Raw genomic sequence first — 26776 nt, 5'->3', positions numbered from 1 at the left:
AATATCCGATTTGTCGGTAACGTCGCGCCGATGCCCCACGTTCGGCCGGTGGGTGCGCCGCCGGACGTCCCGTGGACGAAGGGCCCGCCGGGGGCCGGGGCCCGCGGCGCTCCGGCGTGCGCGGTGTCTCAGCGGCGCAGGGCCTCGGCCGGCTGGATCCGGGCCGCGCGCCACGCGGGGTAGACGCCGGCCAGCAGGCCGGTGGCCAGGCCGACGACCGGGGCGGCGGCCACCGTCGCCGGGTCGACGACCGGGGTCCAGCCCCGGGCCAGGGCCACCCCGAGCACGGTGAGCACCCCCAGCGAGGTGCCGACCAGGCCGCCGACCAGCCCGAGCGAGGCCGACTCGGAGAGGAACTGGCCGGTGACGTGCCGCCCCCTGGCGCCCAGCGCCCGGCGCAGGCCGATCTCGCCGGTCCGCTCCAGGACGGCCACCAGGGTGGTGTTGGCGATCCCGACCGCGCCGATCACCAGGCAGATCCCGGCGAGCAGCAGGAAGAGCCGGTCGAGGTCGGTGGTGACGTCGGAGCGCAGGGTGCGCGGGTCGGGGGGCGGCACCGGTTTGAAGAACTCGGGGCGGGCCGGGTCCAGGGCGAGCGCGGCCTCGTCGGCGATCTGCCGGGCGGCGCCGATCCTGGTCGAGATGATCATCTTCGCCCGGTCCTGCACCGGCGGGCCCCAGAGCCGCTCGGCGGCCCCGCGCGGCACGGTGACGGAGAGCAGCAGGTCGGCCTTGCGCCGGACGTCGCCGACGATCCCGATCACGGTGAAGGGCTTGCCGTCCAGGAAGACCGCGGGCTGGGTGTCCAGCGTGGTGATCCCCAGCCGGGCGGCCACGGCGGCGCCGATCACGGCGACCTGCCGGCCGCCGCTGTCGTGCCAGGAGTCGAAGGTGCGGCCCTGCACCAGCCGCGGCTCGGCGGCGGCGAGGACGCCGGCCGAGGCGGCGACCACCGCCACCTGGTCGCCGCCGGACGGGCGGCCGACCGGTGCGGCCCGGACGGTGCCGGTGGCCTGGCGCACCGGCCAGTAGACGCCGGCCGCCTCGACCCCGTTCAGCCGCTGGATCCGGGCGTCCGCGTCGGCGGAGAAGGAGAGCCCGGTCAGTTCCGGGCGCGGGCCGCCGGTGTCCTCGACGCTCACCTCGGTCGCGGACAGCACGCTGAACCGGGAGTCGATCTGGGAGGAGGCGGTGGAGGTCAGCCCGAGGACGGCCACGAAGGCGCCGACCCCGAGGACGGTGCCGAGACCGGTCAGCGCCGAGCGGGCGGGCCGCTGGAGCACCCCGGCCAGGGCCTCGGCGAACAGGTCGCGCAGCGCCAGCCGGGACGGCTCGACCACGCGGGTGCGGCGGCGCGGCCGGATGCCGCGGTGCGGCCTCATGCCGCGGCCACCTCCCGGAGCACGCCGTCGCGGATCGCCACCGTCCGCCGGCCGCGGGCGGCCACCTGGGGGTCGTGGGTGATCAGCAGGACGGTCAGGCCCTCCGCGTGCAGGTCGTCCAGCAGGGCGAGGACGGACTCCGCGGTGGTGCTGTCCAGGTTGCCGGTCGGCTCGTCGCAGAGCAGCAGCGAGGGCCGCCCGACCAGGGCCCGGGCGATCGCGACCCGCTGCCGCTCGCCGCCGGAGAGCCGGGTCGGCAGGGCGTCCAGCCGGTGGCCGAGGCCCACCTGGACGAGCGCCGCCCGGGCCCGCTCCCGGCGCTCGGCCGCGCCGCGGCGGCCCCGGGACGCCGTGTACAGCAGGGCGAGGGCGACGTTCTCGGCCGCCGAGCGGTGCGGCAGCAGGTGGAAGGACTGGAAGACGAAGCCGATCCGGCGCCCGCGCAGCGCGGTGCGGTCGCCGTCCGGGAGCGCGCTCGTGTCGATGCCGTCCAGCAGGTACCGGCCGGTGGTCGGGGTGTCCAGCAGGCCGACGAGGTTGAGGAAGGTGGACTTCCCGGAGCCGGACGGCCCGGTGACCGTGAGGTAGTCGCCCGGGGCGACGGACAGGTCGCAGGGTTGGAGCGCGGTGACCGGGGGCGGCCCCGGGTACGTCAGGCCGACCCGGCGGAACTCGATGACGGGCGTGCTCACCGGCCACCCACCCGGGCGGAGGCGTCCTTCACGCCGACGATCACCTGGTCGCCGGGCCCGAGCGAGCCCTCCGCCAGCGGCCGGACCTCCGTGCTGCCGCCGCCGACCGTGCCCGGGATGACCTCGACCCGGCGGCGCCGCCCGTTCTCGTAGACCGTCACCACGGTCCTGCCGTCGGCCGTCGCGGAGACCGCCGACAGCGGGACGACCAGCACCGGGCCGGCCGAGGAGGCGGCCTGGACGGTGAGCCGGACGTCCTGGCCGGCCAGCCGGGGGTCGAGCGGGGCGTCCGGCTGGACCACCAGCTGGTAGCCGGTCGGGTTGCCCTGGCCGACGCCCGGCTGGCCGACGCCGCCCGCCTGACCGGTGCCGCCGGTGGCCGCCTGCTGGCCGTCGCCGGGGGTGTCCGCCACCGCGGCGACCTTGGCGGCGGCCTTGGTCCCGGTCAGCTCGGAGAGGATCTCCACCTGCTGGCCCGGGTGGACCAGGCCCTTGTCGGAGGCGGCCAGGGTGCCCTTGACCACCAGCGCCCCGGCCGAGACCGTCAGCACCCTGCCGCTGACCTCGCCGCCGATCCGGCCGGTCACGGAGTCCACCCGGGCGGGGAAGCCGGAGAGGACGAGGAGTTCACCGGCCGGGACCATCGGGCCGACGGCGGCGCTGACGTCGGTGGCCTTCTTCCTCAGCTTGGCCAGGTCCTCGCCGGCCCGGGTGACCTGCTTCCGGGCGGTGTCGACGGCGGCGCGGGCGGCGTCCACCGGGCTCTCGCCGGCGCCCGCGCCCGTGCCGCCCGTGCCGCCCGTGCCGCCCGCAGCGCCCGTGCCCGTGTCGCCCGCGCCCGTGCCGCCGGTGCCCGCGGAGCCGGCCGGCGGGGTGGCCGGGGCGGCGGCCTGGGCGCTCTGCTGGGCCTGCCGGGCCTGCTGGGCGGCCACCGCGTCGTCGTACCGCTTCCGGGCGGCCCTCAGGCCGTCCTCGGCGTCCGAGAGCGCCCGCTCGCCGCCGGTCACCGCGTCCTGCGCGGCGCTCACCTGGGCGTCCCCGTCCGGGGAGGCGGGCAGCGGGTCGTAGCCGCGCGCCGCGTAGAAGGCCCGCACCGCCGCCTTGGTGGCCGTCCCGTAACTGCCCTCGGCGTCGCCGTCCGAGCCGAACCCGAGCTCCTTCAGGGCCTGTTGGAGCTGTTTGACGTCCTGGCCGGTGGCCCCCGGCCTGAGGTCCCGGTAGACCGGGAGGTCGCCCCTGAGCGCGAACACCGGCCGCCCGGCCACCTCCAGGACCGACTGTCCGGGCCGGACCTGGTCGCCGGCCCCCACCGGCAGCTTGGTCACCACCGGTTTGGCCCCGCCCGTCCCGCCGCCGGCCGGTGCCACGTCCACCGACTGGCCGGCGCTGACCTGTCCGCGGACCACCACCGAGTCGGTCAGCACCCGCTTCTCGACCGGGGCGGTCAGCACGTCGGCCGGCGGGGGCTCGCTATCGGCCGCCGCCTGCGCGGGTGACTTGATCACCAGCGAGGCGGCCAGCCCGCCGCCGGAGAGGACCACCGCGGCCGCGACCACGACCAGCAGCAGCCGCCCGCGGCGTTGCGGGCCGCGCCGCCCGGAGCCGTCGTCCGGGGCCTCGTCCGGCCCGTCGAAGTCCGCCACGCCCCCACCCTCGATCCGCGGCCGGGCGGCCCGATCCCCTTGCCCCGCACCGTGGTTGACGGCGGGAAAGGTGATCGGCGAACCCGGCCCCCCGGCCCTTGGGCGTGAAACTAGCACGGCCGGAAGCCGCGTTGGTCCGCACCGGGAGAATCGGCCGGACGCCCTCCACGGCGCGTCCTGCGGTCCGTGGACCGCCGGCGGCGGGGGTTCAGCTCGGGCGGTTGCGCTCGAACACCAGGCGCAGGCCGATCAGGGTCAGCCAGGGCTCGTGCACGTCGATGGTGCCGGCCTCGCCCAGGACCAGCGGGGCCAGCCCGCCGGTGGCGATGACCTGGACGTCGTCCGGGTCCTTGGCGAGCTCGCGGGCCATCCGGTCGACCAGGCCGTCGACCTGGCCGGCGAACCCGTAGAGGATGCCGGACTGCATGCCCTCCACGGTGTTCTTGCCGATCACGTTGCGCGGCCGGGCCAGCTCGATCTTGCGCAGCTGGGCGCCGCGCGCGCCGAGCGCCTCCACCGAGATCTCGATCCCGGGGGCGATCGCCCCGCCGACGTAGTCGCCGCGGGCGTTGATCGCGTCGAAGGTGGTGGCGGTGCCGAAGTCGACCACGATGCACGGCCCGCCGTACAGGTGATTGGCGGCGAGCGCGTTGACGATGCGGTCGGCGCCGACCTCCTTGGGGTGGTCCATCAGCACGTGCACGCCCGTCTTCACCCCGGGCTCCACGATGACCGCGGGCACGTCGCCGTAGTAACGGCGCGTCACTTCGCGGAACTCGTGGAGCACCGAGGGGACGGACGAGCAGATCGCCAGGCCCTCCACCGCGGCCTCGTTGACCGCGGTGTGCGAGCCCATCAGCCCCTGCAGGAGCACCGCCAGCTCGTCGGCCGTGCGGCGCGGATCGGTGGAGATCCGCCAGTGCTCGACCACGTCCTCGCCGTCGAACAGGCCGAGTGTGGTCTGGGTGTTGCCGACGTCGATGGTGAGCAGCATGGGTGCCTTCTGCGTGAGGGTCGATCAGGTGATCAGGCGCGCAGGTCCAGGCCGATGTCCAGGATCGGCGAGGAGTGGGTGAGCGCGCCCACGGCCAGGTAGTCGACACCAGTCTGGGCGACCTCGCGCGCGCTGGCCAGGGTCAGGCCGCCGGAAGCCTCCAGCTTCGCCCGGCCGGCCACCAGGTCGACGGCCTCCTTGAGCTGCGCGACGGTGAAGTTGTCCAGCAGGATCAGGTCGGCCCCGGCCTCCAGCACCGGCGGGATCTGCTCCAGGGTGTCGACCTCGACCTCGACCGGCAGGTCGGGGTACGCGGCCCGGACGGCCCGGAAGGCCTCGGCGACGCCGCCGGCCGCGATCACGTGGTTGTCCTTGACCAGGGCCGCGTCGGAGAGCGCCATCCGGTGGTTGGCGCCGCCGCCGCAGCGGACCGCGTACTTCTGCAGCGCGCGCAGGCCCGGGGTGGTCTTGCGGGTGTCGCGGACCACCGCGCCGGTGCCGTCCAGGGCGTCCGCCCAGGCGCGGGTGGCGGTGGCGATGCCGGACAGGTGGCAGAGCAGGTTGAGCGCGCTGCGCTCGGCGGTGAGCAGGTCGCGGGTGCGGCCGCGGACCGAGAGCAGCACCTGGCCGGCCTCGACCCGGTCGCCGTCCTGGACGTGCCGCTCGACCTCGAACTCCTCCTCGCAGACCAGCGAGACGACGGCCTCGGCGATCCGCAGGCCGGCCACCACGCCCGCCTCGCGGGCGGTGAAGTCGGCGGTGGCGACGGCGTCGGCCGGCACGGTGGCGACCGAGGTGACGTCCTCGCCGCCGGCCAGGTCCTCGGCCAGCGCCAGGGTGGCGATGTCCTCGACCTCGACCGGGTCCAGCCCGGCCTCCTCCAGCAGCTCGGCGAGCTGCGGGTCCAGGCCGGTCTCGTAGCCCTCGCCGTCCCCGCAGGCACAGCCGTCGCCGCAGCCGCCGGCCATCGGGAGTTCCTCGTGGGCCTCGTGGGAGTGGGTCATGGTTCTACTGCTCCTCAGGGGTGCTGACAAGGTCGCCGGAGGCGGTGAGGGTGGTGATCAGGTGGCGCCGCCAGGAGACGTCGTCCCGCTCGGGGAAGTCCTCGCGCCAGTGGCAGCCGCGGGTCTCGGCGCGCTGCGCGGCGGCCGCGACCAGCGCGGTGGCGACCAGCAGCAGGTTGGCGGCCTCCCAGGTCTCCACCCGGGGGTCGGCCGGCTTCTCCTCGCTGACGTGCGCGTACGCCTGCTCGGCGAGCAGGGTGAGCCCGGCGGCGGTGTCGGCCATCGACGCGGCCGAGCGCAGCACGCCCGCGCCGCGCGACATCAGCCGCTGGATCTCGGCGCGCGCCTCGGGCGCGGGCAGCGGCACCGGGTGCGCGGCCCGGGCGGCCGCGACGTCCACCGCCCGCTCGGGCAGCTCGCCGGCGCGGTGCCGGCCGACCAGGTCGGCGGCGATCCGCTCGGCGAAGACCAGGCCCTCCAGCAGCGAGTTGGACGCCAGCCGGTTGGCGCCGTGCACCCCGGTGCAGGCGACCTCGCCGCAGGCGTACAGGCCCGGGACGGTGGTGCGGCCGTGCAGGTCGGTGCGGATGCCGCCGGAGGCGTAGTGCGCGGCCGGGGCGACCGGGATCGGCTCGGTGACCGGGTCGATGCCGTGCGCGCGGCAGGAGGCGAGGATGGTCGGGAACCGCTGCTCCCACATCTCGGCGCCGAAGTGCCGCCCGTCCAGGTACACGTGCTCGGCGCCCTGGAGCTGCATCTGCCGGGTGATCGCCTTGGCGACGATGTCGCGCGGGGCCAGCTCGGCCAGCTCGTGCTGTCCGACCATGAACCGGGTGCCGGCCGCGTCGACCAGGTGGGCGCCCTCGCCGCGGACCGCCTCGGAGACCAGCGGCTGCTGGCCCTGGGCCTCCGGGCCGAGCCAGAGCACGGTCGGGTGGAACTGCACGAACTCCAGGTCGGTGACCTCGGCGCCGGCCCGCAGCGCGAGCGCCACGCCGTCGCCGGTGGAGACCGCCGGGTTGGTGGTGGCCGAGAAGACCTGGCCCATGCCGCCGGTGGCGAGCACCACCGCCCGGGCCCGGATGGCGCCGACGCCGTCGCGCTGGCCCTCGCCCATCACGTGCAGGGTGAGGCCGGCGGCGTGCCCGTCGGCGTCGGTGAGCAGGTCGAGGACGAGGGCGTGCTCGATCAGCTCCAGGCCGGGGTCGCTGCGGACGGCGGCGACCAGCGCGCGCGATATCTCGGCACCGGTGGCGTCCCCGCCCGCGTGCGCGATCCGGCGCCGGTGGTGGCCGCCCTCGCGGGTGAGCAGGATCTCGCCGTCCTCGCCGCGGTCGAAGGCGGCGCCGGTGGCGATCAGCCGGTGGACGGAGTCCGGGCCCTCGGTGACGAGGGTGCGCACGGCGTCCTCGTCGCAGAGCCCGGCGCCGGCCACCAGGGTGTCGTCCAGGTGCTGCTCGGGGGTGTCGCCCTCGCCCAGGGCGGCGGCGATGCCGCCCTGGGCCCAGCGGGTGGAGCCGTCGTCGAGCATCGCCTTGGTGACCACCACGGCCCGCAGGCCGGCCTTGCGGACGTTGAGGGCGACGGTGAGACCGGCCACGCCGGAACCGACCACGACGACGTCGGTGGTGGTCGTCCAGCCGGGGGCGGGGGCGGTGAGGCGATGGTTGACGGGCATGACTTCAGTGGCTCCTTCAGCGCACGACGGCGTTGGCCGCGCCGTTGCCGTCACCGTACGCCCTGTCGCCGCGGAGCAGTCCGGTGCCCTCCCCGGCCTCGGCGGGGTCGCCGCCGGTGCCGGTGATCCGGTTGTCGGCGTCCACGAAGACCACCTTCGGCCGGTAGCCCTTGGCCTCGGCGGTTTCCATCTGCCCGTAGGCGATGAGTATGACGAGGTCGCCGGGGTGGACCAGGCGGGCCGCGGCGCCGTTGATGCCGATCACGCCCGAGCCGCGCGGGCCGGCGATGGTGTAGGTCTCCAGCCGGGCGCCGTTGTTGATGTCGACGATGTGGACCAGCTCGCCGGGGAGCAGGTCGGCGGCGTCGAGCAGGTCCTCGTCCACCGTGACGGAGCCGACGTAGTGCAGGTCGGCCTGGGTCACGGTGGCCCGGTGGATCTTGGACTTGAGCATGGTGCGGAGCATTGCGGGTCACGCCTCCTGTGAGTGCATGCCTGAAGGGGACTGCCACCGGCGCGTCCGGCGGACGACTCCGTGCCGGTGAGCAGCTGTCTAGCGGACGATGATGCGGACGTTGTCGATCAGGCGGGTCGTCCCCACCTTCGCGGCCACGGCCAGCACCGCCTCGCCCTGGAAGTCGTCCGCGGCTTCGGTGAAGTCGTGCGGGTCGATCAGGGCGAGGTAGTCAAGGGTGACACCCTCGGCGCCGTCGAGGGAGGCCGCGGCGGCCTCGCGCACGGCCTTCGGGCCCTGCGCGGCCACGTCGCGGCCGGCGAACAGCGCCCGGGAGAGGGCGAGCGCGTGCTCGCGGTCCTCCGCCGAGAGGTAGCGGTTGCGGGAGGAGAGCGCCAGGCCGTCCTCCTCGCGGACGGTCGGCACGCCGACGATCTCGACGTCGAAGTCCAGGTCGGCCACCATCCGCTGGACGATGGCCAGCTGCTGGGCGTCCTTCTCGCCGAAGAAGGCGAAGTCCGGGTCGGTGATGTGCAGCAGCTTGGCGACCACGGTCAGCACCCCGTCGAAGTGGCCGGGCCGGGTGGCGCCCTCGTAGCGCTCGCCCATCGGGCCGGCCGACAGGCGGACCTGGGGCTCGCCGTTCGGGTAGACCTCCTCGGCCGACGGCGCGAAGACGACGTCGGCGCCGTTCTCCTCGGCGAGCCGCACGTCGGCGTCGAGGGTGCGCGGGTAGCGCTCCAGGTCCTCGCCGGCCCCGAACTGCAGCGGGTTGACGAAGACGGTGACGGCGACCCGGCCCTCCCGGCCGACCTGCTTGCGGGCGGCGCGGATCAGCGCGGCGTGGCCCTCGTGCAGCGCGCCCATGGTCATCACGACCGCGTTGTCGACCGGCTGCTCGTCCGGCCAGAAGGCCGCCTCGAAGTCGCCGACGGTGTGCGTCACGACGGCCCGGTGGACCTTGGGTGCGCGCTGGGCCTTGCCCGGCTGCTTGCCGCGTGCCATTACTTCTCCTCGTTCAGTACGTCCAGCAGCGCCGCCGCCGACGCTTCGTCGATCGTCCCCTGCGCGAGCGCCCGCTGGGCGGTGGCCCTGGCCATCGCCCGGTAGGCGGCCGGGATGTCCGGGGACACCGTACTGAGCTGCGCCAGGTGGCGCCGCACGGTGCCGGCGTCGCCCCGGGCGACCGGGCCGGTGAGGGCCGCGTCGCCGGAGCGCAGGCTGTTGTCCAGGGCGGCGCCGAGCAGCGGGCCGAGCAGCCGGCCGGGCTCGGCGACCCCGGCGGTGCGCAGCAGCTCCATCGCCTGCGCGACCAGGGTGACCAGGTGGTTGGCGCCGTGCGCGAGGGCCGTGTGGTAGAGCGGGCGGACGTCCTCCGGCACCCACTCGGGCTCGCCGCCCATCTCCACCACCAGGGCCTCGGCGACCGGGCGCAGCTCCTCGGGCGCGGTCACCCCGAACGGGCAGCCGGCCAACCGGGCCAGGTCGACCGAGGTGCCGGTGAAGGTCATCGCGGGGTGCAGTGCCAGCGGCAGCGCCCCGGCCCGGGTGGCGGGCTCCAGGACGGCGACGCCGTGCGCGCCCGAGGTGTGCACGACCAGCTGGCCGGGGCGGACGGCGCCGGTCGCGGCGAGGCCGGCCACCAGGTCGGCCAGCGCGTCGTCGGGGACGGTGAGCAGCACCAGGTCGGCGGCGGCGAGCACCTGCGGCGGGGTGACGATCCGCACGCCCGGCAGCAGCGATTCGGCGCGGCGGCGGGAGGCGGCGGAGACCCCGGAGGCGGCGACCACCCGGTGCCCGGCGAGCTGCAGGGCGGCGCCGAGCGCGGGACCGACCCGGCCGGTGCCGACCACGCCGACGGCGAGCCGGGCCGGGCGGTTGCCGGGATCCGTCGGGTCGCCGAAACCGTCGGCGAGCGGGGCGAAGTCGTCGAAGTCGGCGCTGTCGGACGTATCCACGGCTCGGCCTGGTCCTCACTCTCCGTTCCGGTCCGCTTCGGGTACCGGACGCACCGGCCCATTCTACGGGCGACGGACGGTCAGTCCGTGGCCCCGGCCCGGATCAGCCCGGCCTCGTACGCCAGGACGACGGCCTGCACCCGGTCGCGCAGGCCGAGCTTGGCCAGGATCCGGCCGACGTGGGTCTTCACGGTGGCCTCGGACAGCACCAGCCGGGTGGCGATCTCGCCGTTCGACAGGCCCTGGGCGACCAGCAGGAACACCTCGCGCTCGCGCTCGGTGAGCGGGGCGAGGGTGTCCGGGCCGGGCGCGGTGGCCGGGGTGGGCAGCACCTCGGCGAAGCGGTCGATCATGCGGCGGGTGGTGGTCGGGGCGACCACCGCGTCGCCGCCGTGCACCGCCCGGATCGCGGCCACCAGCTCGGTCGGCGGCACGTCCTTGAGCAGGAACCCGCTGGCGCCGGCCTTGAGCGCGGCGAAGGCGTACTCGTCCAGGTCGAAGGTGGTGAGGATGAGCACGTGCGGGGCGTCCGGCAGCGGGCTGCCGTCCGGGGCGAGGCAGATCTGCCGGGTGGCCTGCACGCCGTCCAGCCGCGGCATCCGGACGTCCATCAGGATCACGTCCACCGGCGTGTGCTTCAGCTTCTCCAGGGCCTGCGCGCCGTCGCCGGCCTCGGCGGCGATCTCGATGTCGCCCTGCGACTGCAGGATCATCCGGAAGCCGGTGCGCAGCAGCTCCTGGTCGTCGACGAGCATCACGCGGATGGTCAAGGTGGCTCCTGGGGTTCTCGTGGGCGGCGACGCGGTGGGCGGGGTCAGTGGGCTGCCTTGAGCGGCAGGACGGCGCGGATCCGGAAGCCGCCGCCGGGGCGCGGCCCGACGTCGAGGCTGCCGCTGACCATGCCGACCCGCTCGCGCATGCCGATCAGGCCGTGGCCCTGGCCGTCGGCGCCGCCGCCGGTCAGCTGTTCGTCGGTGGAGCCGCGGCCGTCGTCCTCGATCAGGACGGCCAGTTCGCGCTCGCCGAAGTCGACCGCGACCCGGGCGTGCACGTCGGGGCCGCCGTGCTTGCGGACGTTGGTCAGCGCCTCCTGCACGATCCGGTAGACGGTCAGCTCGACGCCGCGCGGCAGCTCGCGCGGGTGGCCCGAGGTGGCGAAGTCCACCTGGAGGCCGGCCGTGCGGACCTGGTCCAGCAGCTCGGGCAGCTCCTCGACGCCCGGCTGCGGCACGTACTCCTCGGCGGTGTCGGAGGTGCGCAGCACGCCCAGCAGGCGGCGCATCTCGACCAGCGCCTGGCGGCCGGTGGAGGCGATCGTGCCGAGCGCCTCCTTGGCCTGCTGCGGCGAGTTGTCCAGCACGTACGCGGCGCCGTCGGCCTGGACGATCATGACCGAGACGTTGTGCGCGACCACGTCGTGCAGCTCGCGGGCGATCCGGGCGCGCTCCGCGGCGACCGCCACCTTGGCCTGGGCGTCCCGTTCGCGTTCCAGCCGGGCGGCCCGGTCCTCCAGCTCGACCAGGTAGGCGCGGCGCACCCGGGTGAGCCGGCCCCATGCCCAGCAGAGGATGAACGGGGTGCTCATCAGCGTCATGATGAGCAGGGTCTCGCCGATGCTGTAGGGGTGCTGGGTGACGGAATCGGTGTCCGGGTCGTAGTTGGTCTTGACCGGCTTCAGCTGCCAGAAGACCAGCGGCCCGGCGGCCAGGCCGGCCGCGAGGGCCAGCCGGGAGATCCAGGCGGATCCGAAGGCCGCGCCGGTGTACGCGAAGACCAGGTAGGCGATGCTGGAGGCGGCCGGATCGACGTCCAGCGCGACCTGGGCGAGTCCGATCGCGGCGGCGGCGGCCACCGTGACGTCGGGCCGGCGGCGGCGGAAGACCATCAGCAGCGGCAGGACGATCGCGACGGCGAGCTGGACGTCCGCCCGCCACCCCACCGGGCCGGCGTCGCTGGGCAGCACCCCGAGGAAGAGCACCAGCACCGCCCAGGCGGAGTCGACCACCATGGGGTGACGGCGGAGCCAGGCGTTGAGTCGATGCACGTCTAAAGCGTAGGCAGTCGCGCGGCGTGTCCAGGTCCGCCGGGAGGGCGATCCGTCCTACTCCCTAGGTCGGAGAAGCCCCGGCTCCGGTTGGGAGGGTGCCCCCGGACCCCGGTAGCGTCCGCTGGCATGACCTGGATGCGCTGGCGGCCCGCCATGGAACGGGCCCTGTACGACCCGGACGGCGGCTTCTACCGCAGGCCCGAGGGCCCGGCCGGGCACTTCCGCACCTCCGTGCACGCCTCCCCGCTGTTCGCCCGTGCGGTGGCCCGCCTGCTGCTGGAGGTTGACGCGGCCCTCGGCCGGCCGGAGGAGCTGGCCCTCGTGGACGTCGGGGCCGGCCGCGGCGAGCTGCTGGCCGGCGTGCTGGCCGCGCTGCCGGACGCGGTGCGCGACCGGCTGCGGCCGTACGGGGTGGAGATCGCCGACCGGCCCGCCGGGCTGCCGTCCGCGGTCCTGTGGACGGACGAGGTGCCGCGCGGCGTCACCGGGCTGCTGTTCGCCAACGAGTGGCTGGACAACGTGCCGCTGGACGTCGGCGAGGTGGACCGGGACGGGGTGCTGCGCTACGTCGAGGTGGACACCGCGACCGGGGCCGAGCGCCCGGGCGGGCCGGTGGACGCGGCGGACGCCGCCTGGGCCGCGCGCTGGTGGCCGGCCGCCCGGCCGGGGGACTTCGTGGAGTTCGGCGGGCCCCGGGACGCGGCCTGGGCGCACGCCGTCGCCGGGCTGGAGCGCGGCCTCGCCGTGGCCGTCGACTACGGGCACACCGCCGGGCGCCGCCCGCCGCTGACCACCCTGACCGGATTCCGGGCCGGCCGCGAGGTGCCGCCGGTGCCGGACGGCTCCTGCGACGTCACCGCGCACGTGGCCCTGGACGCGGTGGCCGTGCCCGGTGTCCACAGCCTGTGGACGACCCAGCGCGAGGCGCTGCGGGCGCTCGGCGTGAGCGGCGCCCGCCCGGCGCTGGCGCTGGCCTCCACCGACCCGGTGGCCTACCTGAAGGCGCTCGGCGGGGCCGGGGAGGCCGCCGAGCTGACCGATCCGGCAGGTCTGGGCGCCTTCGGCTGGCTCGCGCAGGCCGTCCGCATGCCGGTACCGGGGAACCTGGAGGCCCTGCCGGGATGGCAGACTCTGGGGTCATGAGGGAGACCACGGTCGGCATCGGGGCGGGAGCCGAGAACTTCACGGGCGGGGCGGGCACCACCGACATGGTGCTCAACATCGGCCCGCAGCACCCCGCGACCCACGGCGTGCTGCGCCTGAAGCTGGTGCTGGACGGCGAGCGGATCGTGACCGCCGAGCCGGTGATCGGCTACATGCACCGGGGCGCGGAGAAGCTCTTCGAGGCCCGGGACTACCGGCAGATCATCATGCTGGCCAACCGGCACGACTGGCTCTCCGCCTTCGCCAACGAGCTGGGCGTGGTGCTGGGCGTCGAGCGGATGCTCGGCATGGAGGTGCCCGAGCGCGCGGTCTGGATCCGCACCCTGCTGGCCGAGCTGAACCGGGTGCTCAACCACCTGATGTTCCTCGGCTCCTACCCGCTGGAGCTGGGCGGGATCACCCCGATCTTCCACGCCTTCTCCGGCCGCGAGGACCTCCAGCACGTGCTGGAGGAGGCCTCCGGCGGCCGGATGCACTACATGTTCAACCGGGTCGGCGGCCTCAAGGAGGACCTGCCGGCCGGCTGGCTCGGCCGGGTCCGCGCGGCGGTCGGCGTCGTCCGCTCCCAGCTGCCGGTCTTCGAGGAGCTCGTCCTCGGCAACGAGATCTTCCGCGCCCGCACCGCCGGCGTCGGCGTCCTCACCCGGGCCCAGGCCGAGGCGTACGGGGTCAGCGGCCCGATCGCGCGCGCCAGCGGCCTCGACTTCGACCTGCGCCGCGACGAGCCCTACCTCGCGTACGGCTCGGACGAGCTGCGCTCGGTGCTGACCGTGGTCACCCGCGAGGAGGGCGACTGCCTGGCCCGCTTCGAGTGCCTGCTGGAGCAGACCGTCAACGCGCTGGACCTGGCCGACGCCTGCCTGGACAAGCTGGCCACGCTGCCGCCCGGCCCGGTCAACCTGCGGCTGCCCAAGGTGCTCAAGGCCCCCGAGGGCAGCACGTACGCCTGGACCGAGAACCCGCTCGGCGTCAACGGCTACTACCTGGTGTCGCGCGGCGACAAGACGCCGTGGCGGCTCAAGCTCCGCTCGGCGTCCTTCAACAACGTCCAGGCGCTGACCGAGCTGCTGCCCGGCACCCTGGTCGCCGACATGGTGGCGATCCTCGGCTCGATGTTCTTCGTCGTCGGCGACATCGACAAGTGATCGACAGGTGATCGACGAGTAGCGGCTACTGCGGCTCGCCGGCCTTCGCCCCGGACTTCTTCGCGGCGTTCTTCGCCGCCTTCTTCGCGGCGTTCCCGGCCGGGTCGGCCGGGTGCGGGGCCAGCTTGCGGTCGCCCTTGCTCGCGATCCGCTGCTCGCACAGGCCGGCCAGCACGTCGTACGCCGCCTTGCCCATCAGCTCGGTGAGCTCGGGGCGGTAGCTGACGTACACCGGGTCGGCGCCCTGGTGGGCCTCCGGGCTGCCGGTGCACCACCAGTGCAGGTCGTGGCCGCCCGGGCCCCAGCCGCGGCGGTCGTACTCACCGATGGTGACCTGGAGGTACCGGGTGTCGTCCGGGCGGTCGATCCAGTCGTAGGTGCGGCGCACCGGGAGCTGCCAGCAGACGTCCGGCTTGGTCTCCAGCGGCTCCCGGCCCTCCTTGAGGGCGAGCGCGTGCAGGGCGCAGCCGGCGCCGCCCGCGAAGCCGGGGCTGTTCACGAAGATGCAGGCGCCGTTGACCCGGCGGGTCTGCCGGTCGCCGTCCTCGTCGAGCATGGTGATGCCGCCGTCGGTCCGGATCCGGCCCTTGGCGTCGGTGCCGTGCGCGTGGTTCTCCCAGATCTCGGGCGTCAGCCGGGCCGCGTGCCCGGTCACCCGCTTCTCGTCGTCCTCGTCCGAGTAGTGCGCGCCCAGCGTGCAGCAGCCGTCCGACTCGCCGCGGCCCTCGCGGATGCCGTGGCAGCCCTGGCCGAAGATGCAGCTCCAGCGGGAGGTCAGCCAGGTGAGGTCGCAGCGGAAGACCTGCTCCTCGTCGTCGGGGTCGGCGAACTCGGCCCAGGCGCGGGGGAAGTCGAGCGGGACCTCGGCGCGCACCTCGGTCCGCAGGGTGGGCATCGCGAGGTCGACCGCGGTGGAACCGGTCTTGGACTTCTTCTTGGACGTTTCTGCTGCTGCCACCCGGCAAGGGTAGAGCCTCGGAGGGGGTGCGAACCGCCCGTGGCGTGGGCATTTACGGCGATTTCACCGGGCGGTGGCGGGGCCGTGACCGGGTGTCGCCGGTTCCGGCCTTGTGCAGGCGGGGTGAAGAGGTCCGGCGCGCGCTGCGGGCGGCCCGGGGAGCGGCCCTAGGATGGCGGCCGGTCCGCTACGGGGAGGTACGGGGATGGCCAGCGGCAGCAGCACCGGCGGGGCCGGAGGCGGCGAGTTCGTCATCAAGCCGTGGGAACTGCACGGCGAGGGGCGGGAGTTCGAGAAGATCTCGGAGGACTTCGGGAAGGCCGTCGGCACCCTGGAACAGGGGCTCGCCGCGCTCGGCAGCCCGTGGGGGCTGGACCAGCCGGGCAGCGGGTTCGCCGCCGTCTACAAGGACGCGCACGGCGGGGTGCTCGGCGGTCTGCGCGGACTGGCGGGGCGGCTCGGCCAGGTCGGCTCCGGGCTGCACACGATGGCCGAACGGACGGCGGACGCCGACACCACGGCCGCGTCGGGGTTCGGTCCGGCGGCGGGGCCGAGGGGCCCGCTGCGGCCGGGCGCAACCCCGGCGGCCGGGAAGACCGTCCCCAAGGACGTGTCGGCCTGACGGCCCGGCCCGAGGAGCCCGTAGCCCGGCGTCCGCACGCCGTGGGCGCGCCGCAGCCGGTGCGCCGTAGCCGGTGCGCCGGACGCCGCACGTCGGGATCCGCGCGCCGGACGGTCCGCACGTCAAAGTCCGCACGTCGAAGTCCGCACGTCGAAGTCCGCACGTCCCAAAACTGCACGTCGAAGGGGGAATCGCGTGTCCCGGAAGCTGCCCGAGGAACTGGCACCGGTACTGGCCAGGACCGGTCACCAGTGGCCGCAGGCCGACGAGGACGGTCTGCGCAAGGCGGCCGGGCTCTGGCGTGAGTTCGGCATCGAGGCCGAGCGCCTCGGCAAGCGCGGCGGCGACTCCGCCAAGCGCGTCGCGGGGGAGAACTCCGGCCGCGCGGTGGAGGCCTTCGAGGCGTACTGGCGGGCGTTCAGCGGTGGCGGCAAGGGCCATCTGGACGACGCCCACTCCGCCGCCGGCCTGGTCGCCGGCGCCTTCGACCGGGCCGCCCGGGCCGTCGACAGCTGCAAGGCCGACATCGTCGCCACCCTCACCGAACTGGCCGCCGAGCTGAAGCAGGCCGAGGAGCAGGCGGCCAAGGCCAAGGAGGCCGCCGCCCGGGTCGCCACGGCCACGCGGAGCACGGACGCGGCCCCCGGCGGCGTCTTCGGCGGGCTGCGGCAGGGCATCGACGCGGTGGCGACCGGCGTGCAGAACGCCGCCACCGAGAAGCTCGCCGAGGTCGCGGCGGCGGTCGCCGTCGAGAGCGCCAAGCTGAAGATCGGCGGGCTGCTGGAGGAGCTCGGCCGGGCCATGAAGGACGCGCTCAGCGGCACCCTCAAGGAGCCCGCCGTGCACGCCATGCTGCGGCTCGGCCCGGCCGGGGGCACCCCCGGCGTCCGCCCGGCCTGGCTCACCAGCGGCCCCGGCGGCACCTTCGACCCGGTGGCCGCCGGCCTGCCCGCGGCGCTCGGCGAGCCCGGCGTGCTCGGCGCGGGCGGCGCCGGCCTGACCGTGGTGGTCGGCAAGGACGGCAAGCCGCTGATGGGCGAGGACGGCAAGCCGCTGGTCGGCGTGCCCGGGCTGGCGGTCAAGCTGGACGAGGCCGGCAAGCCGGTGCTGGACGCGCGCGGCAACCCGGTCATCCTCCGGGCCGACGGCACGCCGGTCCCCGACGCGAGCGGGCTGCTCGTCGTCCAGGGGGCCGACGGCAAGCCGCTGGTCGGGGTGGAGGACCTGACCGTGAAGGTGGACGAGCACGGGCGGCCGGTGCTCGGCAAGGACGGCCGGCCGGTGCTGACCGACAAGGCCGGCAAGGAGGTCCCGGAGGCGCTGTCCGAGCTCGCGGCGGGCGGCGCCAGGAACGGCCACGGGCTGCCCGGCAAGCCGGGCGGTCCGCTCGCGGACGGGCCGGGCGCGGTGCTGCCGGGCACGCCCGGGGCGCCGACGGCACCCGGGGCGAACGCGAACGCCGGGCCGGGCGACGTGGTGATCATGGCCGGGACGAACGACGGCGGCAACGGCCCCGGTGGCGGCAACGGGCACGTCCGGGCCGGCAACCAGGGCGGACCCGGGGGGCCCGGCGCGGACGCGTCCGGGGCGGCCGGCGGCTGGGGGCCGGTGCGGACCGGGCCGGTGAACGGCGGCGGCGACTGGTCGCCGCCCGCCCACGCTGACGCCCCGGGACGGCCCGCCGGCCCGGCGCACACCGGCGGCGGAGGCGGCGGGCCGGCCGACGGGGACTACGACCTGGCGCCGGCCGCCGCGGCCCCGGCCGCGCACGCCGGTGGCGGCGGCCCGGTCACCGTGCGGACGGACTCGGTGCTCGCCCCGCCCGCGCCCTCGGCACCCACCGCCTACCCGCACCACCAGCCGGGCCCGGACGCCCCCTCGGGCGGCGGCCCCTCCTACGGCACCACGTACGGCGGGCCGTTCAACGTGCCGGCCGGCGGCGGACCGGCCGCCGCGGGGCCGGTCGGCCCCGGCCCGTTCGCCGGCGGACCGGCCGGCCACCCCGGCACCGGGTACGGCGGCCCCACCGGCAGCGGGCACGGTCCGGCACCGTACGGCGGCGGCATCGGCGCCGGAGCACCCGGCGGGCCCGCCGGGTCGTCCGGCCCGATCGGCGTCCCCGGCGTCATCGGCACCCCGGTGCCCGGCGCGCCCGGTGCGGCCGGCACGCCCGGAGCCTCCGGCGGCGCGGCACCCGGCCAGCACGCCCCGGCCGAGGCCCGCCCGGGCGCCGGCCTCGGCGGTCCCCGGGGCACCGCCGGTGCCCCGCACCCCGTCACCACCCCCGCGCCGCTGCTCGTGCCGCCGCCCCCGTCCGCCCCGCCGGTCGTCGGCCCCGGCCCCGCCCGCCCCGAGCTCCACCCGGACGACCACCGCCGCCGACCCGACGGCTCCCCGGCCGAGGGCGACGCCGGACACGCCTGGGCCGCCGTCCCGGTCGCCACCGCCCACGCGATGGCCCTCCAGCTCGCCCTGCGCGGGACGCACGGCAACGCCCCCGAGGAGCACGTGGTCCGGCTGCGGACCATCGCCGACAGCCGCCCGTACGGCCTGCCCGGCGGGCTCGCCCCGGTCGACCCCGAGCACCAGCGCGAGATCGAACGCCGCGCGCCCCGGGACGGCGACGGCCTGCCGCTGCGCCACCCCGACCCGGCGGCCGGCGGCTGGGCCGAGGTCGTCAACGACGGCGGCTGCCGCGAGCCCGGCCGGGCCAACAACAGCCTGGAGATCGCCCTCTCCGCCGTCGACACCTTCACCGGCCGCCCGACCTGCGCCGCCCCGCGGATCCCGACCGAGGGCGACGCCGGCGAACGCGGCGGCCGCGACCGCGCCGAACGCGAACTCGGCGCACCCTTCCGCGACCTCGGCGACGGCGGGGCGGCCTTCGGCCGGCTGGCCGGCGAGCTGCGGCGGGCCGGCCACGGCTCCCAGGCCGTCCTGCTCACCCTGGACGGCTTCGGCCGCCCGCACGCCTGGAACGCGGTCAACCACCGGGACGCCGTGACCTACCTCGACCACCAGGTCGGCCGCCAGGGCCCCGCCCCGCTGCACGAGGCCGCCCAGGGCCTCTGGGCCATCGCCCTCGACCCCGACGGCCGCCCCCTGGACCTGCGCCGCCCCGAGTTCGCCGCGAGCCCCGCCTCGTGACGGCCCGTCCGGCCGCCCGGCCGCGGTGCCGGGCGGCCCGCGTGGGATCCTGTCGGGCGGCCGGTGGGGGACCGGGCAGGGGGCGTTCACCCGGGCGCCCGTCGGCCGGCCCGCTCGTCCGTGCCCGCGCCGATGCAAGGAGCTCCACCCCGTGACCACCCGTGCGCAGGCGATCGAGGCCGCCCACCGCTGGATCAACGGCGACCTGCCGCGGGCTTCGGCCGACGGCTCCACCGGCAGCCGGCGGGTGCACTCGCACGAGTTCGAGCTGGGCTGGGTGGTCTGGGCGGAGCCGCCGCCGGTCCGGGTGGACCCGCTGACCGGGGAGCGGCGCGCACCCGAGGAGATCGGGGCGTCGTGCGCGGTGGTCGACCGGGAGACCGGGCGGTTCACCGTCTGGCCGTCGGTGCCGGTCGACGAGGTGGTCGCGCTCTACCGCGACTTCCTCGGCGCGGGCGCCCACGACCCGACCAGGCCGCCTGCCACCGGCCGCGGCACCCGGGCCGAGCTGGCCTACCGCGACGACCGCGGCGAGCCCCGCTCGCTGGCGCTGCGCTCCGCCCCCGGCCTGCCGCACCCGGCGCTGCGCGCCTGGTGGTGGCTGCGCGAGCAGGGCGTCCGGGCGGAGGACGTGCTGTCCGTCCACACCGACCTGCGGCTCAGCGCACTGCCCGGCGGCTACTGGGCGTACGCGCTGGCGGCCGAACTGCCCGACGTCCGGGTGGGCTTCGACCTGCCGTACGGGCCGCGCTTCGACCACCGCGCGGCGGCCGTCCGGGCGCTGCCGGCCGAGCCGGACGGCCCGGCCCGCAACCGGGTGCCGTTCCCGCGCGCCGTGCCGCCGCTGCCGGCCGAGCCGGACCGGGAGCTGGCGGCCCGGCTGGTGGAGCGGTTCGGCGCGGGCGGCGTCCAGCGCTTCGACCCGGCGGACGTCACCCGGGCCGACCTGCCGGAGCGGACCGCCGGCGTGCTGCTCGCCGTCGGTGTGCCGGTGGCCGTCGAGGGCTTCTTCGCGCTGCACCACCCCCGGCCCGACGCGATCGCGGACGGCACCCGGCCGGGCGCGGTGCTGCCGCCGCTGGCCGCGTACCTGGCCGAGGTCGGCCGCGGCACCCGGGTGGCCGAGCGGGAACGCCTCGCGCTGGCCCCGCAGCTGCTGCTCGGCACCGACGGCTGGTCGCTGATCACCGTGGACACCGCCTGCGGCGCCGTCCGGGCGGTCGACCCCGACTACGCCACCGCCCGGCACTGCAACGCCGGGGCGGCCGCGTTCGTCCGCTCCCTGGCGCTGTTCGCCGAGCGGCTGCCCGGCCTGCGCGGGGCCGACCCGCTGGCCGCCGGAGCCGCCGTCGACGCCCTGCAGCACGGCCTGGCGGCGATCGACCCGACCGTCTTCGACGACCCGGAGAACTGGTGGGCCGTCATCGTCGAGCAACTCTGGGACGGCCTGCTGTGAGCGGCGCCGCAGGCGGCGTCCGGGTGACCTGCGGTGCGCCGCGACCGGGACGCGCCGGAGGGCGGGCGCACGCTGGGGGGAACCGACCGCGCGCTGTCGGGTTGTCAGATCATTTCGACGGTTCTTCGCCAACCGTCGGTCATCCCCGAGCGCCCGCCCGCCGCGGCGCCCTCACCAGAGCTGGAGCCCCGCCGCCGTGACCGCCCCGCCCCGCGCCGCCGCCCGCACGGCCGTCCTCGCCGCCTTCGCGGTGCTGGCCGCCGGCTGCGCCGCCGACCCCGGGCTGCGCGCCCGCCCGGCCGCCGACCATCCGGTGTGCGCCGGGCCGGTGGTGATCGGCCACCGGGGCTCGCCGCTCGACGCGCCCGAGAACACCATGGCCTCCTTCGAGCAGGCCCTCGCCCAGGGCGCCGACTGGCTGGAGACCGACGTCCAGACCAGCAAGGACGGCGTCCCGGTGCTGATGCACGACGCCACGGTCGACCGCACCACCGACGGCAAGGGCGCGATCGCCGACCTGACGGCCGCCCAGCTCGCCCAGCTGCGGGTCACCGTCGGCCCCGGCCCGGCCGAGCCGGTGCCGACCCTGGAGGAGCTGCTGAACCGGCTCTCCGGCACCAGCGTCACCCTGCTGATGGAGATCAAGTGGCAGCGGGCCGAGGACGTCGAGCGGATCGCCCGGATCGCCGCCGGCAGCCGCGCCCGGGTGTTCCTCTACTCGTTCTCGGCCGACCACCTGCGCCGGGCCCACGCCGTCGCGCCCGCCCTGCCGGTGGTGCTGATCCAGGGCACCTCCTTCGCCGAGGACCCGGGCGACCTCCCGCTGCACGGCATCGCCCTGGACGCCACGCTGGCCACCGCCTCCCGGATCGCGGCCGAGCGCGAGGCCGGCCACGAGGTCTACGTCTGGACGCTGGACGACGAGGAGTCCTGGCAGCTGATGACCGAACGCGAGGCCGACGGCCTGATCACCGACGCCCCCGGCCGGGCCCGCCGGTGGGCCGACGCCAACTGCCGCACCGGGCACCCGGGCGTCCCGCGCGGCGCCCGCGCGCACTGAGCACCGCGGCACCGCCCCGGACCGGGACCAGCACGAACACCACCGGGACGGGGCTGACGCCCGGGCGGATCGCGTAGCGTGGAGAGTTATGCGACTCGGTGTGCTCGACGTAGGTTCCAACACGGTCCACTTCCTCGTGGTAGACGCCCACCCGGGGGCCGCCCCGCTGCCCGCCTACTCCCACAAGGCCGAGCTGCGGCTGGCCGAACTCCTGGACGACGAGGGCGCGATAAGCGAGCCCGGCGTGGACAAGCTGATCGGGATGATCGCCTCCTCGCTGCGGGTCGCCGAGGACAAGGGCGTGGTCGACATCCTGCCCTTCGCCACCTCCGCCGTCCGGGAGGCCGCCAACGGCGAGGAGGTGCTCCGCCGGGTCGCCGCGGAGACCGGTGTCGCGCTGCGGGTGCTCTCGGGGCAGGACGAGGCCCGGCTCACCTTCCTGGCCGTCCGCCGCTGGTTCGGCTGGTCCTCCGGCCGGCTGCTCAACCTCGACATCGGCGGCGGCTCGCTGGAGATCGCCTGCGGCCTCGACGAGCAGCCCGACGTCGCCTGCTCGCTGCCGCTCGGCGCCGGCCGGCTCACCGCCGGGTGGCTGCCCGGCGACGTCGCCGACCCGGAGGAGCTGCGCGGGCTGAGACGCCACATCCGCGCCGAGATGGCCACCGTCGTCGGCGAGATCTCCCGGCTCGGCGCCCCGGACCACGCCGTCGCCACCTCCAAGACCTTCAAGCAGCTCGCCCGGATGACCGGCGCCGCCCCCGCCGACGCCGGCCCGTACACCGACCGCCGGCTCACCCGCAGCGGCCTCTCCGCCTGGCTGCCCCGGCTCTCCACCATGACCGTCGCCGAACGGGCGCAGATCCCCGGCGTCTCCGAGGGCCGCGCCAAGCAGCTGCTGGCGGGCGCGCTGGTCGCCGACGCCGCGATGGACCTCTTCGGCCTGGACGAGCTGGACGTCTGCCCCTGGGCCCTGCGCGAGGGCGTCATCCTGCGCCGCCTGGACTCCATGGACAGCCCCACCGACCGCAACGGTCCCGACCTCAGGGGCTGAGGGCCGCTCCCCGTTCCGGGCGCGGTCCGCTTACGCTGTCTCCCGTGGCGCAACCAGCGGGCGAGGACGGGACGCAGGAGGGCCGCGCACCCGGTGACGGGCAGCCGCGGCAGGACGGCCCGCGCCGCACGCGCCCGGCCGGGGAGGCCGCGGACACCGGGACGGCGGGTCGCTCCCGCGCGCTCGGCAAGGCCGTGCAGGGCGTCCGGGCGGCCAAGGCGGCGACTGCCGCGAAGACCGCCGCGGCGGCCCGGAAGGCCACCGGAGGGGGCGCGAAGAAGGCCGACCGGCAGGCGGGCCGGGAGTCCGCGCCGCAGGCCGGGCCGGAGGCCCCGACGGCCGCGCCGCAGACCGGCCGCGGGGCGACGGAGAAGCCGAAGCCCGGGCCGGACGCCCCGAAGAAGCGGGTGCGGAAGGCCGCCGCCAAGGCCCCCGCCACCCAGCCTTCCCCGCCAGCCCAGCCTTCCCCCGCCCCCCAGCCTTCCACGGCAGCCCAGCCTTCCCCCGCCGGCCGGCAGCCCCGGGTGACCCGCACCGCGCGGGCCGCCGGCGCCGCCAAGGCCGCCGTCCAGTCGGTGAAGTCCGTCAAGGCCGCCCGCCAGGCCGCCGGCCGCCCCGCCCCGCTGCTGCGCACCACCGACCGCCTGGTGCTGCCCCCGCACCCGGCCCTGCACATCCCCGACACCAAGGTCGCCCTCTCCACCGCCTCGGTCTACCCGGCCAACACCGCGATCGCCTTCGAGCTGGCCGCGAAGCTCGGCTACGACGGCGTGGAGGTGATGGTCTGGAACGACCCGGTCAGCCAGGACGTCGAGGCGCTGCGCCGGCTCTCCGACGCCCACGGCATGCCGATCCTGGCCGTGCACGCGCCCTGCCTGCTGATCACCCAGCGGGTCTGGACCACCGACCCCTGGACCAAGCTGGTCCGGGCCCGGGCCGCGGCCGAGAAGCTCGGCGCGAGCGCCGTCGTCGTCCACCCGCCGTTCCGCTGGCAGCGGCAGTACGCCCGCGACTTCGTCGAGGGCATCGACCGGATGGCGGGCGAGACCGACGTCCGCTTCGCCGTCGAGAACATGTACCCGTGGCGCTACCGCGACCGCGAGATGCTCGCGTACGCCCCCGGCTGGGACGTCACCGAGGAGGAGTACCGGCACTTCACCATCGACCTCTCGCACGCCGCCACCTCCCGGATCGACGCGCTCGCCATGGTCGAGCGGATGGGCGACCGGCTCGCCCACATCCACCTGGCCGACGGCAGCGGCTCCGGCAAGGACGAGCACCTGATCCCCGGCCGCGGCAAGCAGCCCTGCGCCGAGCTGCTGGAACACCTCGCCCGGACCGGATTCGACGGCCACGTGGTGCTGGAGGTCAACACCCGGCGCTCCGCCTCGCCCGCCGAACGCGAGGCCGACCTGGCCGAGGCGCTCGCCTTCACCCGCTTGCACCTGGCGACCCCCGCGCGCGTACGCTGAGCACGAACTACCGTACGGAGGGGGAGACATGACGGGCGTGTCGGACTACCGGAGCATCGCGACGTCGTTCGGCGGGGTCGCCGCCGAGTACGAGCAGGGCCGCCCCGGCTACCCGGACGAGCTGTTCGACGCGCTGGAGCGCCTGGCCGGCCGGTCCCTCAAGGGCGCCCGCGTCCTCGACGTCGGCGCCGGCACCGGCATCGCCACCCGGCGGCTCGCCGCCCGCGGCGCCGAGGTGGTCGCCGTCGAGCCCAGCCCGGGCATGGCCGCCCAGTTCCTGACCAGCAGCCCCGGCATCGCGCTGGTCAAGGGCACCGGCGACGAGCTGCCCTTCCACGACCGCAGCGCCGACTTCATCACCTACGCCCAGGCCTTCCACTGGACCCGCCCCGAGCTGGCCGTCCCGGAGGCGATCCGGGTGCTGCGGCCCGGCGGCGCCCTCGCCACCTGGTGGAACGTGAAGGACGAGACCGTCCCCTGGGTGCGCGCCCTCGGCGAGCGGATGGCCGCCGCGCTGCCCGGCCGCTACCACGGCTACGGCCGGATCGACGCGCACACCGGCCACTTCGCCCCGGCCGGCCTGGAGGTCTCCGGTGCCACGCTGCGCTGGGAGCGGCAGATCACCGTCGACCAGCTGCTCAAGGACCTCACCTCGCGCTCCTACCTGGCCTCCCTCGACCCCGGGGCGCGCGCCGGCGTCCTCGCCGACGAGCGCGCCGCGCTGCTCGCCGAGTTCCCCGACGGCCGGCTGACCGAGCCCTACGTGCTGAGCCTCACCGTGGCGCGCACCCCGGGCGGCGCGGCCTGACCGCATCGCGGACGCGGTGTCCGCCGGGCGGACGGCGGGCGTAGGCTCGAAAGACACAGCGGCCGCCGTCGCCTCCCTGGCCGGCGGCGCCGCCAGCCGCCTCCGAAGGAGTGGAGCCCAGTGCCCGAGCTGAAGTCCCGTACGGTCACCCACGGTCGCAACATGGCAGGCGCCCGGGCGCTTCTCCGGGCGGCCGGCGTAGCCCGCGAGGACTTCGGCAAGCCGATCATCGCGGTCGCCAACTCCTTCACCGAGTTCGTCCCCGGCCACACCCACCTGCAGCCGGTCGGCCGGATCGTCTCCGAGGCGATCAAGCAGGCGGGCGGCATCCCGCGCGAGTTCAACACCATCGCGGTCGACGACGGCATCGCGATGGGCCACGGCGGCATGCTCTACTCGCTGCCCTCGCGCGACCTGATCGCCGACTCGGTGGAGTACATGGTCAACGCGCACTGCGCCGACGCCCTGATCTGCATCTCCAACTGCGACAAGATCACCCCGGGCATGCTGATGGCGGCGCTGCGGCTCAACATCCCGACCGTCTTCGTCTCCGGCGGCCCGATGGAGGCCGGCAAGGCGACCCTGGTCGACGGCACCGTGCGCAAGCTCGACCTGGTCGACGCGATCTCCCAGGCGGTGAACGAGAACGTCTCCGACGAGGACATCGCGATCATCGAGGAGAACGCCTGCCCGACCTGCGGCTCCTGCTCCGGCATGTTCACCGCCAACTCGATGAACTGCCTCACCGAGGCGATCGGCCTCTCGCTCCCCGGCAACGGCTCGGTGCTCGCCACCCACACCGCGCGCAAGGCCCTGTACGAGCGGGCCGGGCGGACCGTGGTCGAGATCGCCGAGCGCCACTACGGCCGGGACGACTACGCCGTCCTGCCCCGCTCGATCGCCACCCGCGCCGCCTTCGAGAACGCGATGGCCCTCGACATCGCCATGGGCGGTTCCACCAACACGATCCTGCACCTGCTCGCCGCCGCCCAGGAGGCGGAGCTGGACTTCGACATGCGGGCCATCGACGCCATCTCCCGCAAGGTGCCCTGTCTCTCCAAGGTCGCGCCCAACGGCTCGTACTACATGGAGGACGTGCACCGGGCCGGCGGCATCCCCGCCATCCTCGGCGAGCTCTACCGCGCCGGGCTGCTCAACGAGGACGTGCACACCGTCCACTCCGACTCGCTGGCCGAGTGGCTGAAGACCTGGGACGTCCGCGGCGGCTCGCCGTCCGCCGAGGCCGTCGAGCTCTGGCACGCCGCCCCCGGCTGCGTCCGGTCCGCCGAGGCGTTCTCGCAGTCCGAGCGCTGGGAGTCGCTGGACACCGACGCCGCCAAGGGCTGCATCCGCAGCGTCGAGCACGCCTACTCCGTCGAGGGCGGCCTCGCCGTGCTGTACGGCAACCTCGCCGAGGACGGCTGCATCGTGAAGACCGCCGGCGTGGACGAGTCGATCTGGACCTTCAGCGGCCCGGCCGTCGTCGTCGAGTCCCAGGAGGACGCCGTCGACGCGATCCTCACCAAGCGGGTCAAGGAGGGCGACGTCGTCGTCATCCGCTACGAGGGCCCCAAGGGCGGCCCCGGCATGCAGGAGATGCTCTACCCGACCTCCTTCCTCAAGGGCCGCGGCCTCGGCAAGGCCTGCGCGCTGGTCACCGACGGCCGCTTCTCCGGCGGCACCTCGGGCCTCTCGATCGGCCACGCGTCCCCGGAGGCCGCGTCCGGCGGCACCATCGCCCTGGTCGAGGACGGCGACGTCATCGCCATCGACATCCCCGGCCGGAAGATCTCCCTGGAGGTCTCCTTCGAGGAGCTGCACGAGCGCCGGCTGAAGCTGGAGGCCGAGGGCGGCTACCGGCCGAAGAACCGCGACCGCCAGGTCAGCCAGGCCCTGCGCGCCTACGCCGCGATGGCCACCTCCGCCGACAAGGGCGCCGTCCGCGACGTCAGCAAGCTCGGCTGACGCCGCCGCGCACCCCGAGGAGCCGTCCCGCCCGCTGGGACGGCTCCTCCGCCGTCGCGGGGCGTCGGGTGATAAT

The 26776-nt window shown here is 75.8% G+C and carries 22 protein-coding genes; 10 read left to right on the top strand and 12 right to left on the bottom strand.

Annotated features, from left to right (window positions below; genetic code table 11):
* Positions 1-128: 128 nt before the first annotated feature.
* From ACFVHB_RS19045 to ACFVHB_RS18995, 11 genes are all read right to left on the bottom strand, one after another.
* Entirely contained in the window at positions 129-1382 is a 1254-nt protein-coding gene (locus tag ACFVHB_RS19045) for an ABC transporter permease (protein WP_380323032.1), read from the bottom strand.
* Positions 1379-2074: an ABC transporter ATP-binding protein gene (locus tag ACFVHB_RS19040; protein ID WP_380323029.1), complete on the bottom strand. Its 696-nt coding sequence runs from the start codon at positions 2072-2074 to the stop codon at positions 1379-1381. The genes ACFVHB_RS19045 and ACFVHB_RS19040 overlap by 4 nt, the downstream gene beginning before the upstream one ends.
* Positions 2071-3717 (bottom strand): peptidoglycan-binding protein, encoded by a 1647-nt coding sequence (locus ACFVHB_RS19035; protein ID WP_380323026.1) that lies wholly within the window; start codon positions 3715-3717, stop codon positions 2071-2073. Before ACFVHB_RS19035 ends, ACFVHB_RS19040 begins: the two co-directional genes overlap by 4 nt.
* Before the next feature lie 208 nt (positions 3718-3925).
* Positions 3926-4711: a type III pantothenate kinase gene (locus tag ACFVHB_RS19030; RefSeq protein ID WP_380323024.1), complete on the bottom strand. Its 786-nt coding sequence runs from the start codon at positions 4709-4711 to the stop codon at positions 3926-3928.
* 32 nt (positions 4712-4743) lie between these two features.
* Complete coding sequence (gene nadC, locus ACFVHB_RS19025; RefSeq protein ID WP_380323021.1) at positions 4744-5715, bottom strand: carboxylating nicotinate-nucleotide diphosphorylase; 972 nt, start codon at positions 5713-5715, stop codon at positions 4744-4746.
* A 4-nt stretch (positions 5716-5719) separates the two neighbouring features.
* On the bottom strand, positions 5720-7393 hold the full coding sequence (locus ACFVHB_RS19020) for an L-aspartate oxidase (RefSeq protein ID WP_380323018.1): 1674 nt from the start codon (positions 7391-7393) through the stop codon (positions 5720-5722).
* A 16-nt stretch (positions 7394-7409) separates the two neighbouring features.
* Entirely contained in the window at positions 7410-7859 is a 450-nt protein-coding gene (gene panD, locus ACFVHB_RS19015; RefSeq protein WP_380323015.1) for an aspartate 1-decarboxylase, read from the bottom strand.
* 87 nt (positions 7860-7946) lie between these two features.
* On the bottom strand, positions 7947-8852 hold the full coding sequence (panC, locus tag ACFVHB_RS19010) for a pantoate--beta-alanine ligase (protein WP_380323013.1): 906 nt from the start codon (positions 8850-8852) through the stop codon (positions 7947-7949).
* A complete protein-coding gene (locus ACFVHB_RS19005) occupies positions 8852-9805 on the bottom strand; it encodes a Rossmann-like and DUF2520 domain-containing protein (protein WP_380323010.1) in 954 nt (317 codons plus the stop codon). Before ACFVHB_RS19005 ends, panC begins: the two co-directional genes overlap by 1 nt.
* Positions 9806-9885: 80 nt before the next feature.
* Entirely contained in the window at positions 9886-10575 is a 690-nt protein-coding gene (locus ACFVHB_RS19000) for a response regulator (protein ID WP_380323007.1), read from the bottom strand.
* A gap of 44 nt (positions 10576-10619) precedes the next feature.
* Positions 10620-11813, bottom strand: coding sequence for a sensor histidine kinase (locus ACFVHB_RS18995; protein WP_380323085.1), 1194 nt, complete (start codon positions 11811-11813; stop codon positions 10620-10622).
* A 165-nt stretch (positions 11814-11978) separates the two neighbouring features.
* On the opposite strand from ACFVHB_RS18995, the gene ACFVHB_RS18990 reads away from it, so the two are divergent.
* Positions 11979-12995: an SAM-dependent methyltransferase gene (locus ACFVHB_RS18990; RefSeq protein WP_380323004.1), complete on the top strand. Its 1017-nt coding sequence runs from the start codon at positions 11979-11981 to the stop codon at positions 12993-12995.
* Positions 12992-14161, top strand: a complete 1170-nt coding sequence (locus tag ACFVHB_RS18985) for an NADH-quinone oxidoreductase subunit D (protein ID WP_380323001.1) — start codon at positions 12992-12994, stop codon at positions 14159-14161. Before ACFVHB_RS18990 ends, ACFVHB_RS18985 begins: the two co-directional genes overlap by 4 nt.
* A 25-nt stretch (positions 14162-14186) precedes the next feature.
* Here the strand turns inward: ACFVHB_RS18985 and ACFVHB_RS18980 are convergent, their stop codons facing one another.
* Positions 14187-15056, bottom strand: coding sequence for a hypothetical protein (locus tag ACFVHB_RS18980; protein WP_380323082.1), 870 nt, complete (start codon positions 15054-15056; stop codon positions 14187-14189).
* Between the two features lie 268 nt (positions 15057-15324).
* On the opposite strand from ACFVHB_RS18980, the gene ACFVHB_RS18975 reads away from it, so the two are divergent.
* The 8 genes from ACFVHB_RS18975 (at position 15325) to ilvD (ending at position 26700) form a co-directional block, all read left to right on the top strand.
* Positions 15325-15741, top strand: a complete 417-nt coding sequence (locus ACFVHB_RS18975) for a hypothetical protein (protein ID WP_380322998.1) — start codon at positions 15325-15327, stop codon at positions 15739-15741.
* Between the two features lie 195 nt (positions 15742-15936).
* The gene (locus ACFVHB_RS18970; protein WP_380322995.1) at positions 15937-18888 is read left to right on the top strand and encodes a toxin glutamine deamidase domain-containing protein; all 2952 of its coding nucleotides are present in this window, start codon (positions 15937-15939) and stop codon (positions 18886-18888) included.
* 151 nt (positions 18889-19039) lie between these two features.
* The gene (locus ACFVHB_RS18965; RefSeq protein WP_380322992.1) at positions 19040-20344 is read left to right on the top strand and encodes an SUKH-4 family immunity protein; all 1305 of its coding nucleotides are present in this window, start codon (positions 19040-19042) and stop codon (positions 20342-20344) included.
* Positions 20345-20540: 196 nt separating this feature from the next.
* Positions 20541-21404: a glycerophosphodiester phosphodiesterase gene (locus ACFVHB_RS18960; protein ID WP_380322989.1), complete on the top strand. Its 864-nt coding sequence runs from the start codon at positions 20541-20543 to the stop codon at positions 21402-21404.
* Positions 21405-21492: 88 nt separating this feature from the next.
* Positions 21493-22455: a Ppx/GppA family phosphatase gene (locus ACFVHB_RS18955; protein ID WP_380322986.1), complete on the top strand. Its 963-nt coding sequence runs from the start codon at positions 21493-21495 to the stop codon at positions 22453-22455.
* Between the two features lie 644 nt (positions 22456-23099).
* Positions 23100-23927: a sugar phosphate isomerase/epimerase family protein gene (locus tag ACFVHB_RS18950; RefSeq protein ID WP_380323079.1), complete on the top strand. Its 828-nt coding sequence runs from the start codon at positions 23100-23102 to the stop codon at positions 23925-23927.
* A 28-nt stretch (positions 23928-23955) separates the two neighbouring features.
* A complete protein-coding gene (locus tag ACFVHB_RS18945; protein WP_380322983.1) occupies positions 23956-24735 on the top strand; it encodes a class I SAM-dependent methyltransferase in 780 nt (259 codons plus the stop codon).
* A gap of 120 nt (positions 24736-24855) precedes the next feature.
* Complete coding sequence (ilvD, locus tag ACFVHB_RS18940; protein ID WP_380322980.1) at positions 24856-26700, top strand: dihydroxy-acid dehydratase; 1845 nt, start codon at positions 24856-24858, stop codon at positions 26698-26700.
* The last annotated feature ends 76 nt before the right edge of the window (positions 26701-26776 follow it).

The sequence above is a fragment of the Kitasatospora sp. NPDC127111 genome (assembly GCF_042677465.1).
Lineage (GTDB): Bacteria > Actinomycetota > Actinomycetes > Streptomycetales > Streptomycetaceae > Kitasatospora.
Note: the sequence above shows the minus strand (reverse complement) of the source record. Positions and strands in the feature narration are given on the sequence as shown.